This window comes from Pelodictyon luteolum DSM 273 (genome assembly GCF_000012485.1).
GTDB lineage: Bacteria > Bacteroidota > Chlorobiia > Chlorobiales > Chlorobiaceae > Chlorobium > Chlorobium luteolum.
Genome location: NC_007512.1, coordinates 669,464 through 683,429 on the forward strand (window position 1 = coordinate 669,464; position 13,966 = coordinate 683,429).

Here is a 13,966-nt window from a genome sequence, read left to right on the forward strand (position 1 = left end):
CGATCAGTCTGAAATTGTATTTTTCAGGATGAGCAGGTTTGCCGCAAATGCAAGCACGAGGGTGAAGAGTGTTGCCAGAAACCCGAGCACGACGATGCGGTACAGGGGAGAGAGTCCGAGCGGGTTGAGGCCGATGGCCAGGACGGTATGCGAAACGAATGCAGCAGCGGCCGTTGCCCCGTATATGCGCCGCATTTTCTGGCTGGGGGTGGCATGGCTGTCGCGTGGGATGTGGAATGAGCCGGCCATAAAGCCGCCCGTGGTTCCCGCCAGCATATGGAGCCCCATGTCTCCCGTCATGAGGCCGCAGAGCATGCCGCCGAGAAAACCGAATCCGGTGCCGGCGTTTCGGCCGAGGGTGACGGCACTGAACCCGAGAAAGAGGGCGATGGCATCCGGGGCGGTATGCAGCAGGGTCAGGCGTGAAAACCCGAGTACCTGCAGGATGCAGACGATCAGGAGTACGAAAAGGAGTACGAAGATATTTCTGGCCACGGTTGTACTTGGTGCGTTATTGATTCGCGGTATTGTTTCGTTACTGTTTCGTCAGTGGGTCTCTTTTTCCGGGACCCGGGGTGCCGAGCATCCTAAGCTTTTCCGGCTCGTTGTTGAGCGGCGCCAGAAGGACGTAGTCCAGTCTGGAGAAATCGACGGCGGGTTTCATCGTGACCATGCTGAACAGCCGGCCGGGCATTACCGACGTCACCCGGCCGACAGGGAGGCCTGCAATTGCAAAGGTGCTGAAGTCGGTGGTGAGAAGCTCTTCTCCCTTGGCAAGGCTGCTGCTGATGGGAATGTGTTCGACATTGGCCATGTCTGCCCGTCCCCCGTCCCAGGAAACGAGGCCCGTGGTCCGGGTTTCCGCCGAGACCACGCTTACCTTGAAGTCGGAGTGGATGAGCGGCATGATGGATGCGTAGTGTGCCGATACCGATACCACCCGTCCGACAAGCCCGTCGGGGGTCAGTACCGTCATGTCTTTTCTGATGCCGTCGTTGCGCCCTTTGTCGACGAGGAGCATGTTTTCTCGTTCGCTGAATGTCCGGTCGATGACGCGGGCGGTTTTGAACCCCTGCATGGCCGGAGGCGTGGCGGCATGGATGTGCTCAAGTGCGCTCTGGCGCTGCAGTGCGGTTTCAGCGACGAGGAGTCTGGCAAGAAGCCGGCTGTTCTGGGCCAGCAGCCGGTTATTCTCCTCCTTCATGTGCAGGAGGTGGCCGAGGCTCTGGATTCTCTCTGCAACGTAGCCCCGAAGGTTGTAGCCGGCAACGGCGACTTTTGAGGGGACATCGTTTTGTTCAATCGCGGTGATGATGAGGGATATCCCCGACAGCATGACTGCGAGGATCCACGAATTGTATCTGAGAAATACCTTGAAAGAATTGTTCACGGTTCGGGATGGTTATGCAGCGTCTCCGGGGGCACTCCCGCCGGATCCGCTTCAGGCCGGTGGTCCGCCGGATTTGCCGGACACGGAATTTTTTTACATTTTCACTCTTCTTCAGGCGGCGGGCTCACTGGCCCGCAGCAGCTCAGGGGTAACCAGCTTGACCGGTTCGGGAACATGAATATAAGTAAATTTGTCGTTGTCGGAGACAGGGTCCTCGTCAAACCTAAATCCCTTGAGGAACAGACGAAATCGGGCATCTACCTTCCGCCCGGCGTCCAGGAGAAAGAGAAGATCCAGAGCGGCTACATCCTCAAGGCGGGACCGGGATATCCCGTAGCCCCTCCTTCAGCCGAGGAACCCTGGAAAGAGAGCGTGTCCTCGACGCAGTACATCCCTCTACAGGCCCGTGTCGGGGATCTTGCCATTTTCCTGCAGGCCAGCTCCCATGAGATCGATTACGATGGTGAGCGCTTTCTTATCGTTCCCAATGCAGCCATCCTGCTCCTTGTCCGGGAGGATGACGATCTTGAATACTATCTGAAGTGACATGAATACATCACATGCAGGCAGCGAACCTGAAGCATTTTCCACAACCGGGCTGCAGGAGCGCGTCAGGGCGCTGAAAAAAGAGATGCACGCCGTCATTCTGGCCCATTACTACACCCTTCCCGAAATACAGGAGGTCGCCGATATCGTGGGTGACAGCCTCGCACTTGCCCGTGCCGCCGAAACGGTCGACGCTGAGGTGATCGTCTTTGCCGGCGTCTATTTCATGGGCGAGACAGCAAAGATACTCAACCCGTCGAGGACGGTGCTGATGCCGGACCGCAATGCGGGATGCCCGCTTGCCGACAGCTGTCCGGAGGAGGAGTTTGCGGAGTTCCGCCGCCGCCACCCCGGGGCCGTCGCCATCACCTACATCAATTCCACCGCTGCCACGAAGGCTCAGTCCGACATCACCTGCACATCCTCGAACGCCCTCTCCATCGTTCGCCAGATACCCCCGGACCAGCCGATCATTTTCGGGCCCGACAGGAATCTCGGCGACTATATCGCCCGCCAGCTCGGTCGCGACATCATCCTCTGGCAGGGGTTCTGCTATGTCCATGAAGCCTACAGGGCTGATATGATGAAGACGGCGCAGAGGGAGCATCCCGGAGCTGAGCTCATTGCGCATCCTGAGTGCCGTCGTGAGGTGCTCGAACTTGCTTCGTTCGTCGGCTCGACCCAGGCGCTGCTCGACTATACCCAAAAGAGCCCTTCCGAAGCATTCATCGTGGCTACCGAGCCCGGCATCCTCTACGAAATGCAGCGCCGCTCGCCCGGTAAGACCTTCATTCCCGCTCCCCGCGACATGACAAACCCGAGGAGCGTCTGTACCCAGATGAAGCAGAATACCCTCGAGAAGCTATACCGGTGCATGCTTGAGCGTTCACCCGAAATCACCGTCCCGGAGCCCCTCTTGAGCGCAGCCCTGAAGCCGATCCGCAGGATGCTCGACATGTCCGCCTGAAGATGGGCGCGGAAAGGGCGCCAACCCCCGGAAGCCGCAGGCAGAAATTCCTTTCGGCCGTTCCGGCCGCCATCCTCATTCTTCCCGTACTCCTCTCTTTGCGGGGAGACGCCCTCGGCTGGCACGACCGTACCCATGTGGCCATTGCCCGGGCGGCAGGGTTCGAACGCTGGTACAGTGCTGCGGCTCCCGACGTTGCAAAGTCGAAGTACCCGTGCGGCGCCTATGAAGGGAAGAACCATTACTTCCACAATCCCGAAAACAGGCAGGTCACCGGCGGGATGGTGCAGAGGCAGATCAGCCTCCATGATCGTGCCGATGACCAGGAGGGGCACCTCTACGGCGCCATCGTGGCCTCGGTCCGGGAGTACCGGGCGCTTCGGGCCAGGGGGAAGTTCGCAGACTACCCGATGGTTTACTGTCCCCACTATGCCGGAGACCTTTCGATGCCGCTGCACAACGTGGCCTATGACGCCTTCAACCGCGCACGCCATCATGCCAATGACGGTGTCATCGAAGAGAGCGCGTTCCGGGATGCCGCCCTTCTCCGGAGCCGCATCTACCCCATACGCATCGGGAACGAGGATGAGCTTTGCCTTGAAATCGCCCGCATCGCCGAACTCTCCCGCCAGCTCGCCCTCCGGATGCAGCGCGAGGGCCGCGACATGACCCGGACGGAGGCCCTCGGCCAGGCGGTGCACTCCGCCTCGCTCCTTCAGGCCATCCTCATCTATGCCGGATGCCCCGTTCTCGATCTTCCTGAAAGCGCCTTGGAGCTTCCGTGAGACGGGTTGCGAATGATGTAAAAAATACTTAAACTTGACCCTGTTCTTTTTTCTTTCCGGTGCCGGACGCCCCCGTGGTCCGGATAATAGGGAAGTACGCGAAAACCGTACACTGTGCCCGCAACTGTATGATGGTTCGCCGTCAGCGAACAAGGCAGCTCTGCCGAAGTTTCCTGACGGTATGCTTCAATCCACTTCGCCGACCGCAATACTTCCGCAGGAAGGGCGTGGGAAGGATTGAGTGCCCGGATTGCCCGCCCCCGTGGCAGGCTGAAAATGCCGTCGAAAGTCAGGAAACCTGCCGGATAAACGCTGTCGAGATGGCTTCGGGATGAAGGCCGGACAGCTGCCTCTTGCCCCCTCATCGGGGTCCGTGTCAACATTTATGATTTATGTTATATTCTTTATTTCCGGTATGAAAAATGCTTCGGCTCACACTTACCGATATGGCTCGACGGCACGTATAAGTTGTTTTAAAAGAATATTTTAAGTTTCCCTCCAACTCTGATCCCGGAGCGCTTCCATGAAAATCTCCCGTCTCTTTACATCTCCCGGTGAAAACGTCTATGACCGGTTCGAATATACCCAGAAGTCTTCGGTCCTCAGGAACACTGACGGCTCCAAAGTGTTTGAGATGAATGAACTCGAGGTGCCGAAGCACTGGTCGCAGATGGCGGCTGACATCCTTGCCCAGAAATATTTCCGCAAGACGGGTGTTCCGCAGGTTGACGGAGATGGAAACCCCTTGCTTGACGAGGAAGGCCGTCCGGTCACCGGCAGCGAACACTCTATCCGCCAGGTCGTGCACCGTCTGGCCGGATGCTGGCGCCAGTGGGGTGAAAAACACGGATATTTCGACTCCCCGGAGGACGCAGAGGCGTTTTACGATGAGGTCGCCTACATGCTCATTGCGCAGCAGGGCGCCCCGAACTCCCCCCAGTGGTTCAATACCGGACTGAATTTCGCCTACGGCATCACCGGTCCTGCCCAGGGACACTACCATGTCGATCCTGCCACGAAGAAGGTGGTCGAGTCCGAAGATGCATACACCCGTCCGCAGGCGCATGCCTGTTTCATCCAGTCCGTCAATGACGATCTGGTCAATGAAGGCGGCATCTTCGACCTTGCGGTCCGCGAAGCCCGGGTGTTCAAGTTCGGCAGCGGCTCGGGCACCAACTATTCCAATCTCCGCTCCTCGGGCGAAAAGCTCAGCGGAGGCGGCAGCTCGTCGGGCCTCATGAGCTTCCTGAAGATCTTCGATTCCGCGGCCGGCGCCATCAAGTCGGGCGGAACCACTCGCCGTGCGGCCAAGATGGTCATTATCGACATCGATCATCCGGATGTCGAGAAATTCATTGAGTGGAAGGCCCGTGAAGAGGACAAGGTCGCCTCGCTCGTTGCCGGCTCGAGGATCTGCTCGCGCTTCCTGCAGGCCATTGTCGAAGAGGCCATCCTGAACGGCGCCGACAGACTCGAGAACCCGAAACTCCAGCGCCTGATCGAGAACGCCCTGCACCGTGCCGTGCCGATGAGCTACATCATCCGGGTGCTCGCCCTTGTCGAGCAGGGCTATACCACGCTTGATTTCGAAGAGTACGATACCCATTACGAATCGGAAGCCTACCAGACCGTCGGCGGACAGAATTCGAACAACACCGTGAGGGTGACGAACGCCTTCATGAAGGCGGTCGAGAACAACGAACTCTGGATGCTTAAGGAACGCACAACCGGCAAGACCGCCCGTGCGGTCAACGCCCGTGAACTCTGGGAAAAGATTCTCCTGAGCGCATGGAAGTGCGCCGATCCGGGCCTCCAGTTCGACACCACCATCAACGAATGGCACACCTGCCCGGCAGCCGGCAGGATCAATGCGAGTAACCCCTGTGTGACTGCAGAGACACTGGTCGCCACAGACCGGGGACTTGAGCGTATCGGGGAACTTGTCGGACAGTCGAGAGGTATCAGGGGTATTGAGGGCAAGCTGCACTGGGTCGAAAAGATTTTCCCGACCGGCACGAAAGAAGTATACGAGCTCCGGACGAAAGCCGGATATCGCCTGAAACTCACCGGAGATCATCCCGTTTATACTGAAAATCGCGGTGATGTCAAGGCCTGTGAACTCTCCAAGGACGATGTGGTCAGACTTGTCGGGGCAGAGTTTGGTAAAGAATCGACAGGCTCTGTCGATGTTGCCCAGCTGATCGGTCTGCTTGTCGGGGATGGCTGTATTACCCGGAATGCTGAACTCACGGCTTCCGGAGAGCAGCGCCGTGTTGCCTTTCTTGCCATGGACAAGGCTGAAGCGGAGATTACCGGATGGGCAAATACGCTCATTAACGATCTGCGTCCTGAGCTTGGCGAGCACAATAAGCAGGGTTCCCTCACCCAGACCCTCACCTCGTCCCGCGTCGCTGTCGGCAGCCCCAGAATTCTCAATCTGCTTGAGAACTATGCGGTTCTCGATGGTGGAAGCGAAAAGAAAATGTTTTCCGATGCGGTGTTCCGTCTTCAGCAGGCTGAACAGGCGGCTTTGCTCCGTGGACTTTTCACTGCCGACGGCACGGTTGCCAACTACGGTGTCAAATCCCGGTATGTCGCGCTCGATTCCACCTCGCTCGACCTGCTTCTGCAGGTACAGCTGCTGCTCTTGAATTTCGGCATCAAGGCCAAAATCTACGAGAATCGCCGGGCCGGAGACCTTGTCTCTATGCTTCCGGACGGCAAGGGCGGCATGAGGGAATATCCGGTGCAGGAGATGCACAGCCTGCGCATCAGCCGAAGCTCCAGGGTTCTTTTTCAGGAGTCCATCGGATTCATGGAGGAGAGCCGGAAGGCTGAAGCGCTCGCACGTCTGAACATGACGGTCGACACCTATCGTGACCCGCTGGTCGACAGGGTGGCATCACTGAGGAGTATCGGCCGGCAGCCGGTTTTCGATCTTACCGAGCCTGAGAACCATCACTTTATTGCCAACGGCATCGGTGTTCATAATTGCAGCGAGTACATGTTCCTCGACAATACGGCCTGCAATCTCGCCAGCCTTAACCTGATCCACTTCGTCGACGAAGAGTCCGGGCATGTCAAAATCAACGAGCTCCGCCACGCCGCGGCGCTCTGGACCGTCGTGCTCGAGATCTCGGTTCTCATGGCCCACTTCCCCTCTCCCGATATCGCGCGTCTCAGCTACGAGTATCGCACCCTCGGTCTCGGGTTCGCCAATCTCGGCACCGTCCTGATGGTGCTCGGCATCCCCTACGACTCCCCGAAAGCGCTTGCGCTTGCCGGTGCCATTTCGGCCATCATCACCGGCCAGGCCTATGTCACCTCAGCAGAGATCTCCCGCGACCTCGGTCCATTCGACGGTTACCAGGCGAACTCGAAGGAGATGCTCCGCGTCATCCGCAACCACCGCCGTGCAGCCCGCAACGAGTCGGAGGAGGAGTATGAGGAGCTGTCGGTCAAGCCGCGCGGCATCGATTCCGAGTACTGCCCGAAAGAGCTCTTCGAGGCAGCCGGCAGTGTTTGGGACGAAGCGCTGCAGAAGGGAAAGAAGTACGGGTTCCGCAACGCCCAGGTCAGCGTCATCGCTCCGACCGGCACGATCGGCCTCGTCATGGACTGTGACACTACCGGCATCGAGCCTGAATTCGCCATCGTCAAGTTCAAGAAACTCGCCGGCGGTGGTTATTTCAAGATCGTCAACCAGTCGGTGCACAAGGCCCTCAAGCGCCTTGGTTACGCTGCGCAGGAGATTGAAGAGATCGAAAAGTACTGCAAGGGAAGCGGTTCGCTTGAGGGGTGTCCGTCGATCAACAGCCAGTGGCTCATGAATCGGGGCTTCACTGAAGAGAAGATCGCCCTGCTCGAGTCGAACCTCGCAGCGGTCTTCGACATCCGGTTCGCGTTCAACAAGTGGATTCTCGGAGAGGAATTCTGTCAGTCGCTCGGCTTCACGGAAGCCCAGCTGAACGATCCCGGCTTTGACATGCTCCAGGCTCTTGGCGCCAGCGCCGAAGACGCTGAAGCGGCCAATGACTTCATCTGCGGCACCATGACCATCGAGGGTGCGCCGCACCTCAAGCTGGAGCACCTTCCGGTGTTCGACTGCGCGAGCCGCTGCGGGCAGAAGGGGCTGCGCTTCATCAACCACATGGCCCATGTGCGGATGATGTCGTCGGTCCAGCCGTTCATTTCCGGCGCCATCTCCAAGACGGTCAATATGCCGGCCACCGCCACCACCGCTGAAATCGGCGAGGTATACCTCTCCGGCTGGCAGCATATGGTGAAGGCCATCACCGTATATCGTGACGGGTCTAAGCTCTCCCAGCCGCTCAACATTTCAAGTTACCAGGATCTCGACGAAGTGATCATGCTCGGCAACGAAGAGGATCTTGACGAGACAAAGGGCCCACGCGAAGTCCAGGAGCGGATTATCGAGCGGGTCTACCACCGCAGCGAGCGCCGGCTCCTGCCGAAGCGCAGGAAAGGATTCATCCGCGAAGCATACGTAGGCGGCCACAAGGTGTTCCTCCGTACCGGCGAATACGAGGACGGCTCGCTCGGCGAGGTGTTCATCGACATGTACAAGGAGGGGGCATCCTTCAAAGGTCTGCTCAACTGTTTCGCCGTGCTGGCCTCGAAGGCCCTGCAGTACGGCATGCCGCTCGAGGAGCTGGTCGACAGCTTCACCTTCACCCGGTTCGAACCGGCGGGTGCCGTCCAGGGGCACAACGCCATCAAGAACTCGACCTCGATTCTCGACTACGTGTTCCGCTCCATAGGCTACGACTACCTCGGCCGCAAGGACTTCGTGCATGTCAAGGCAGTCGATGAGGTGCCCGAGCACGGTGCGGATGCAAAGAATAGCAACGGGCAGACCTCGCCGGTGGCGGCACTGGAAGCCGAGGCGGTTCCTGCCGCCCATCATGCCGGATCCGAGTACACCAATACGCTGAAGAGCCAGGTCATGCAGGCAAAGGTGCAGGGCTATACGGGCGAGCAGTGCGAGAACTGCGGTTCGATGAGGGTCAAGCAGAACGGAACCTGCAAAGTCTGTGAAGACTGCGGAATGACGACCGGCTGCTCATAGGCGGCATCGGCTTTCCCTGCGACATACCTTGAAGCCCCCATGTTCAGTCTGAGCATGGGGGCTTTTTGCTGGTGCCGGACTTTCGCCGCAGGGCGGCTGCTGAAAGTCCCGGCTGCTGAAAGTTCTCTATGCAGGGACGGGCCGGAAGCCGGTGGCACCCTCCCGGATGGAGGCTTCAACGAGGCTCCGGTCCTGTATCAGGAGGGTTCTGGAGGGGGAGTGGCGGATGAGTTCATAGTCGTGGGTGCCGATGACGACGATGATGCCTTTCTGGTTGATCTTTTTCAGGTACTCGAGGATTTCAATCGAGGTGTCGGGGTCGAGATTTCCTGTCGGTTCGTCGGCAAGGATAACCAGCGGTTCGCGGACCAGTGCGCGGGCGATCGATACCCGCTGCTGCTCACCGCCCGAGAGGCGGATCGGCAGCTCCCCGGCGACATCCGAGAGTCCGACGCTTTCGAGCGCGTGCATCACCTTTTCACGGATCAGTTTCTCCTTCGTGCCCGTTACCTTCAAAACGAACGCGAGGTTGTCGTAAACGCTGCGGTCTTCAAGCAGCCTGAAGTCCTGAAAGACGATGCCGAGTTTGCGCCGCAGGAGCGGGATCTCCCTTTTTTTGATGGTACGGGAGTTGTATCCGGCTATGATGAGCTCCCCTTTTTTCGGCTTGATCTCCATATACATCGTTTTCAGGAGGGTCGATTTCCCGCTCCCGCTTTTTCCTGCAATAAAGACCAGTTCACCCGGCTGGATGGTCAGGTTGAGATTGGAGAACACCGGCTTTCTGTTGAGCTCGATATCAAGATTGACGAATGAAATCATAGGGGCGGTCCTGTTTTCTTTTTCCTGTTTTCAGCAATGGTTGCGGCAAGGAGCGTGGCTTCGTGCAGGCTTTCGGCCGAAGCCGTGCCTTTTCCCGCTCGGTCAAATCCCGTGCCGTGGTCGGGAGAGGTGCGCACGATCGGCAGGCCGAGGGTTACGTTGACTCCGCTGTGGAAAGCGAGCACCTTGAAGGGGAGCAGCCCCTGGTCGTGGTACATGGCCAGAACGACGTCAAAGCGGCTCTGCATCCGGGCCCCGAAAAATCCATCGGCCGGAAAAGGCCCTTCGATATGCATCCTCTGCTGCAGGCGCTGGATTGCGGGGCGGATCAGCTCCTCCTCTTCACGGCCCATGATCCCTCCGTCGGATGCGTGGGGGTTGAGGCCGAGGACGGCGACGGCAGGGTGTTCGAGCCCGAAATCGGTTTCAAGGCAGCGCGCGAGGCGGAGGAGAAAGCGGTCGATATCCGTTTTCCTGACGAGCAACGGAACCCGTTCAAGGGGTTCGTGGATGGTCAGCAGCGCCACCTTCAGGCCCGATACCCTGTCGGCGAACAGCATGATGGGGGAGGGGACACTGAACATCCTTCCGAGCATGCCGGTGTGTCCCGAGTCTGGGCAGCCGGCAAGGGCGAGCGACTCCTTGTGGAGGGGGGCTGTGACAAGCGCGTCAAACTGCCCGTTCCGGCAGAGTTCCGCCGCGGCCTTGACGGACTGCATTGCGATGCTTCCTGCTTCAGCCGTCACCGTCCCGGGCTCTATCGAGAGGGGTTCGGCAACGCTCAGCACCGGGAGGACCCCGCAGCTGCAGGAGGGCAGGTGCTCAAGCGCCCGGGCGTCTTCAACCCGCTCCAGCTCTATGGGGAGGCCGAGTGCCTGGCGGTAGTGTTCAAGGACACGGTATGAGCCTGCAACGGCGAACCGGTGGCCGCTCTTCTGGAGCTCGAGGAACCCCTTCAGTATGATTTCCGGGCCGATGCCGTGGGGATCGCCGAGCGAGAAGACGATACGCATGGTTAGAGTCGCTTGTATGCGTTGGCGATTTTCTCGTCCTTCTGCACTCCTTTCATGGCGAGCCAGAAGAGAACCGGCTCCGGGAGTATCATGAAGAATCCGGTTTCAGGCCCGTGCACGAACCCTGCCCCGCCGGCGAGGAAGTACTGGTTCATGAAGTGTGCAGCCGTGAGGGTGGAGAGCAGGTCGCCGACAAAGAGAAGGACGCCGAGTGCGATCACTTTCTGCTGGAGCGCGCGTTGCTTGTAGAGGAATATTGCTGCCAGGGCAGCAATGGCGGTGAGCGGCGAAAAGATCCCGGACGCAATGGTGCCTGCGGTGAAGAGGATGCCGGCACCCTCAAACGGGGTGAAGTCGCCAATCGGAAAATACTCCAGAGCGCTGAAGCCCCAGAACGGGAAAAGCATGCTGCCGCAGGCGAGAAGCGCGACGAGGAACAGGTAGAGGGTCTGGATTCGTGCTAGCATGACGGTACGGGTTTTTCGATACGGCTATCGTGTTGATGTCCCTGAATTGCAGTCAATATACATAAAGCGCTTAAAAAGATATGGGGGCGATGTGCCGTGGATTGGCTGCGATCGGTTTTTTAATAAATAATAGTTCTTATTTAAGATTTATTCTTGATTATTTGCCGGAGTATCGTATATTGATTTCAGGAGTTGAAGGCAACAATTTTTTCTGCAACAAACAAATCAACAAAACACTTAATAGGAGAACATGCCATGTCACAGCATCCTGAAGAAGAACTGTACTACGATATTTCCATGCCGCTGCTCGGTGACGAGTTTCCGGAACTCGACGTACAGACCACCCATGGCCCGATGAACATCCCCGGAGACCTGAAAGGCTCCTGGTTCGTGCTCTTCAGCCACCCGGCAGACTACACCCCGGTCTGCACCACTGAGTTCGTTGCATTCCAGGAGAGGGTACCGGAGTTCGATAAAATCGGCTGCAAGCTGATCGGCATGAGCGTCGACCAGGTATTTTCGCACATCAAGTGGGTTGAGTGGATCGAGGAGAAACTCAACGTCGAGATCACCTTCCCGATCGTCGCAGCCAATGACCGGATCGCCAACAAGCTCGGTATGCTTCACCCCGGAAAGGGCTCCAATACCGTGCGCGCCGTCTTCGTCGGTGACCCGCAGGGCAAGGTGCGCCTCGTGCTGTACTACCCGCAGGAGATCGGCCGTAACATGGATGAGATCCTTCGCGCCGTGACCGCACTGCAGTATTCCGACAAGCACAAGGTGGCCATGCCGGCAGACTGGCCGAACAACACGATGCTGAAGGACCGCGTCATCATTCCTCCGGCCAACAACGTTGCCGACGCCAAAAAGCGTCCGAGCCAGTATGAGTGCTATGACTGGTGGTTCTGCCACAAGGCGATGGAGAAATAAGCCTCCCATTTCTTCCTTTCCCTGAGGTGCCCCATGCCGGGTGCCTCGGGGATTTTTTTGTGGAATGAGGCTTTTTTTTCTGTAGAAAATTGTTTCTTATTGCCTATAGCGTAACGATAACCAATACCCCAACGAGGAGAATTGCACCATGGGAACAAGAGGACGTGAAATTGTCGGCGAGCATATTGACCGCGTGCTTGAACTGCTCAACAAGGCTTTTGCCGATGAGTGGCTTGCTTATTACCAGTACTGGATCGGAGCAAAAATCGTCGAAGGGCCGATGAAGGACGCCGTCATGGCAGAACTTCTGCAGCATGCGGCCGATGAACTCCGCCATGCCGATATGGTCACCACCAGAATCATCCAGCTCGGCGGCAAGCCGCTTGTGAACCCGAAGCTCTGGTTCGAATGGACCAACTGCGGCTACGACGCCCCTGACAACCCGTTTGTCCGGAACATCCTGGAGCAGAACATTTCAGGAGAGCAGTGTGCAATTTCGACCTACCACAGCATTATCGAGGAGATCGGCATGAAAGATCCGATCACCTACAACCTTGCCGTGCAGATCATGCAGGACGAGGTTGAGCATGAGGAGGACCTCCAGTCGCTGCTCGAGGACCTGGGGATGTTCCTCAGAAAGTGAAGTATTCTACATTCTAACTGAATCAAACCCAAAGAAGGAGACCAACACGTATGCCTACGACCCACGAAAACCTCAAGAGTGCATTTGGCGGAGAGAGCCAGGCGTTCATGAAATATGTGACCTTCGCCAAGAAGGCAGAGAAAGACGGATTCAAGAACATCGCCAGGCTGTTCAGGACCACGGCAGAAGCCGAGCGGATCCATGCTGAAGCCCACCTCATGGCTGATGATGCAGTCGGCTCTACTGCCGAGAACCTTGAAACCGCCATCGGTGGCGAGACCTATGAGCACAACGAGATGTATCCGCCGATGTATGAGCAGGCCGTTAGCGAGGGCCACAAGGCAAAGCGTATGTTCGGATTCGCCGTTGAGGCTGAAAAGGTGCATGCCGCACTCTACCGCCATGCGCTCGAGTCTGTAAAGAACGGACAGGATATTGTAGAGACCGCCGTGTGGCTCTGCCCTGTCTGCGGGCACATCGAGCTCGTGACGCCTCCTGAAAAATGCCCGATCTGCAACGTGAAGGCTGAAGTCTACGTGCAGGTAGCCTGAACGGAGAAGAATGGCCGTTAAAAGCCTCTATCGGGGGCTTTCTTCGTGCCTTTCTTCGTGCCTCTCTTCGTGCCTCTATTGCTCAGCAGCAATGCAAAAAGCCTCCGGAAGTCCGGAGGCTTTTTGGTGCCTGAGTTTCAGTGCAGGTTGTTTATTACGGGTGAGGAAGACTGTTCATGCATGTTTTTTCCTGCAGCTCTCGCAGATTCCGCTGACCACCATGCGCTTGCCGAGTACGGTGAAGTTGCCGATGGCTTTCTCCGGTACGGGCACCTTGTCGAGCGTTTCATCGGTGAAGTCGATGATTCTGCCGCACTGCACGCAGTGCAGGTGGTGGTGGCTCATGAGGTCTGTGTCGAAGCGCCGGACGCCGGAGTGGGATTCAACGGTTTCGATGATGCCGATTTCGGCAAAGGTGAGCAGCGTCCTGTTCACGGTATCGAAAGAGATCGTAGGGTGCAGTGCTACGAGTTTCCTGTATACGCCGTCTGCTGAAGGGTGTTCTTTCGAGCCTGCCAGCGCCTTGAAGATTGCAAGCCGCTGAGGGGTGATTTTCAGCCCGTGTGCCCTGCATCGCAGCATGAACTCCTCTGTCATCGAGCCCTCTGTGGTTGCGTTCATCATTATTTGTCCTCGCTGTAGAAACAGGATAAAATATATCTTAATATTAAGGTAGCGAAACTTTTCACAAAGAGCAATTCTTATTTAATAATGGAAACAACAGCTCGCTGCGATGTTTTGTTCTCAGCTGCAGAACATATAT

General features: G+C 57.6%; 13 protein-coding genes and 1 riboswitch. Of the genes, 7 read left to right on the top strand and 6 right to left on the bottom strand.

Annotated elements, in window-relative coordinates; translation table 11 throughout:
• Positions 1 to 3 precede the first annotated feature (3 nt).
• Both PLUT_RS02980 and mreC read right to left on the bottom strand, forming a co-directional pair.
• Positions 4 to 495, bottom strand: coding sequence for a hypothetical protein (locus tag PLUT_RS02980; protein ID WP_011357330.1), 492 nt, complete (start codon positions 493 to 495; stop codon positions 4 to 6).
• A gap of 40 nt (positions 496 to 535) precedes the next feature.
• Positions 536 to 1,390 carry a rod shape-determining protein MreC gene (gene mreC / locus PLUT_RS02985; RefSeq protein WP_041463756.1) on the bottom strand — a complete coding sequence of 285 codons (855 nt, stop codon included), beginning with the start codon at positions 1,388 to 1,390 and terminating at the stop codon, positions 536 to 538.
• Positions 1,391 to 1,564: 174 nt separating this feature from the next.
• Here mreC and PLUT_RS02990 point away from each other — a divergent pair, with 174 nt between their 5' ends.
• The 4 genes from PLUT_RS02990 to PLUT_RS03005 all read left to right on the top strand — a co-directional run bounded on the left by PLUT_RS02990 (position 1,565) and on the right by PLUT_RS03005 (position 8,777).
• Positions 1,565 to 1,936, top strand: a complete 372-nt coding sequence (locus tag PLUT_RS02990; protein WP_011357332.1) for a co-chaperone GroES — start codon at positions 1,565 to 1,567, stop codon at positions 1,934 to 1,936.
• Position 1,937: 1 nt separating this feature from the next.
• Complete coding sequence (nadA, locus tag PLUT_RS02995; protein ID WP_011357333.1) at positions 1,938 to 2,903, top strand: quinolinate synthase NadA; 966 nt, start codon at positions 1,938 to 1,940, stop codon at positions 2,901 to 2,903.
• 2 nt (positions 2,904 to 2,905) lie between these two features.
• Positions 2,906 to 3,688: a hypothetical protein gene (locus PLUT_RS03000; RefSeq protein WP_011357334.1), complete on the top strand. Its 783-nt coding sequence runs from the start codon at positions 2,906 to 2,908 to the stop codon at positions 3,686 to 3,688.
• 40 nt (positions 3,689 to 3,728) lie between these two features.
• Positions 3,729 to 4,009, top strand: a riboswitch (cobalamin riboswitch).
• Positions 4,010 to 4,211: 202 nt separating this feature from the next.
• Positions 4,212 to 8,777 (top strand): intein-containing adenosylcobalamin-dependent ribonucleoside-diphosphate reductase, encoded by a 4,566-nt coding sequence (locus tag PLUT_RS03005; RefSeq protein ID WP_011357335.1) that lies wholly within the window; start codon positions 4,212 to 4,214, stop codon positions 8,775 to 8,777.
• Between the two features lie 126 nt (positions 8,778 to 8,903).
• Here PLUT_RS03005 and PLUT_RS03010 read toward each other — a convergent pair whose 3' ends face one another.
• Genes PLUT_RS03010 through PLUT_RS03020 form a run of 3 tightly spaced genes read right to left on the bottom strand, consistent with a single transcriptional unit; the run spans position 8,904 to position 11,079 of the window.
• Positions 8,904 to 9,599: a cell division ATP-binding protein FtsE gene (locus PLUT_RS03010; protein WP_011357336.1), complete on the bottom strand. Its 696-nt coding sequence runs from the start codon at positions 9,597 to 9,599 to the stop codon at positions 8,904 to 8,906.
• The gene (gene pdxA / locus PLUT_RS03015; RefSeq protein WP_011357337.1) at positions 9,596 to 10,612 is read right to left on the bottom strand and encodes a 4-hydroxythreonine-4-phosphate dehydrogenase PdxA; all 1,017 of its coding nucleotides are present in this window, start codon (positions 10,610 to 10,612) and stop codon (positions 9,596 to 9,598) included. The genes PLUT_RS03010 and pdxA overlap by 4 nt, the downstream gene beginning before the upstream one ends.
• Before the next feature lie 2 nt (positions 10,613 to 10,614).
• Positions 10,615 to 11,079, bottom strand: coding sequence for a DUF4293 domain-containing protein (locus PLUT_RS03020; RefSeq protein WP_011357338.1), 465 nt, complete (start codon positions 11,077 to 11,079; stop codon positions 10,615 to 10,617).
• A 255-nt stretch (positions 11,080 to 11,334) separates the two neighbouring features.
• On the opposite strand from PLUT_RS03020, the gene PLUT_RS03025 reads away from it, so the two are divergent.
• The 3 genes from PLUT_RS03025 to PLUT_RS03035 all read left to right on the top strand — a co-directional run bounded on the left by PLUT_RS03025 (position 11,335) and on the right by PLUT_RS03035 (position 13,203).
• Positions 11,335 to 12,009, top strand: coding sequence for a peroxiredoxin (locus PLUT_RS03025; RefSeq protein ID WP_011357339.1), 675 nt, complete (start codon positions 11,335 to 11,337; stop codon positions 12,007 to 12,009).
• A 148-nt stretch (positions 12,010 to 12,157) separates the two neighbouring features.
• Entirely contained in the window at positions 12,158 to 12,652 is a 495-nt protein-coding gene (locus PLUT_RS03030; protein WP_011357340.1) for a ferritin-like domain-containing protein, read from the top strand.
• A 50-nt stretch (positions 12,653 to 12,702) separates the two neighbouring features.
• A complete protein-coding gene (locus PLUT_RS03035; protein WP_011357341.1) occupies positions 12,703 to 13,203 on the top strand; it encodes a rubrerythrin family protein in 501 nt (166 codons plus the stop codon).
• Positions 13,204 to 13,377: 174 nt separating this feature from the next.
• Here the strand turns inward: PLUT_RS03035 and PLUT_RS03040 are convergent, their stop codons facing one another.
• Entirely contained in the window at positions 13,378 to 13,827 is a 450-nt protein-coding gene (locus PLUT_RS03040) for a Fur family transcriptional regulator (protein ID WP_011357342.1), read from the bottom strand.
• Between the last annotated feature and the right edge of the window lie 139 nt (positions 13,828 to 13,966).

Excerpts from the sequence above, each read along its gene's own strand:
- PLUT_RS02990 (WP_011357332.1), top strand. The coding sequence starts at position 1,565 with ATGAATATAAGTAAATTTGTCGTTGTCGGAGACAGGGTCCTCGTCAAA.
- nadA (WP_011357333.1), top strand. The coding sequence starts at position 1,938 with ATGAATACATCACATGCAGGCAGCGAACCTGAAGCATTTTCCACAACC.
- PLUT_RS03000 (WP_011357334.1), top strand. The coding sequence starts at position 2,906 with ATGGGCGCGGAAAGGGCGCCAACCCCCGGAAGCCGCAGGCAGAAATTC.
- PLUT_RS03005 (WP_011357335.1), top strand. The coding sequence starts at position 4,212 with ATGAAAATCTCCCGTCTCTTTACATCTCCCGGTGAAAACGTCTATGAC.
- PLUT_RS03010 (WP_011357336.1), bottom strand. The coding sequence starts at position 9,599 with ATGATTTCATTCGTCAATCTTGATATCGAGCTCAACAGAAAGCCGGTG.
- pdxA (WP_011357337.1), bottom strand. The coding sequence starts at position 10,612 with ATGCGTATCGTCTTCTCGCTCGGCGATCCCCACGGCATCGGCCCGGAA.
- PLUT_RS03020 (WP_011357338.1), bottom strand. The coding sequence starts at position 11,079 with ATGCTAGCACGAATCCAGACCCTCTACCTGTTCCTCGTCGCGCTTCTC.
- PLUT_RS03025 (WP_011357339.1), top strand. The coding sequence starts at position 11,335 with ATGTCACAGCATCCTGAAGAAGAACTGTACTACGATATTTCCATGCCG.
- PLUT_RS03030 (WP_011357340.1), top strand. The coding sequence starts at position 12,158 with ATGGGAACAAGAGGACGTGAAATTGTCGGCGAGCATATTGACCGCGTG.
- PLUT_RS03035 (WP_011357341.1), top strand. The coding sequence starts at position 12,703 with ATGCCTACGACCCACGAAAACCTCAAGAGTGCATTTGGCGGAGAGAGC.
- PLUT_RS03040 (WP_011357342.1), bottom strand. The coding sequence starts at position 13,827 with ATGATGAACGCAACCACAGAGGGCTCGATGACAGAGGAGTTCATGCTG.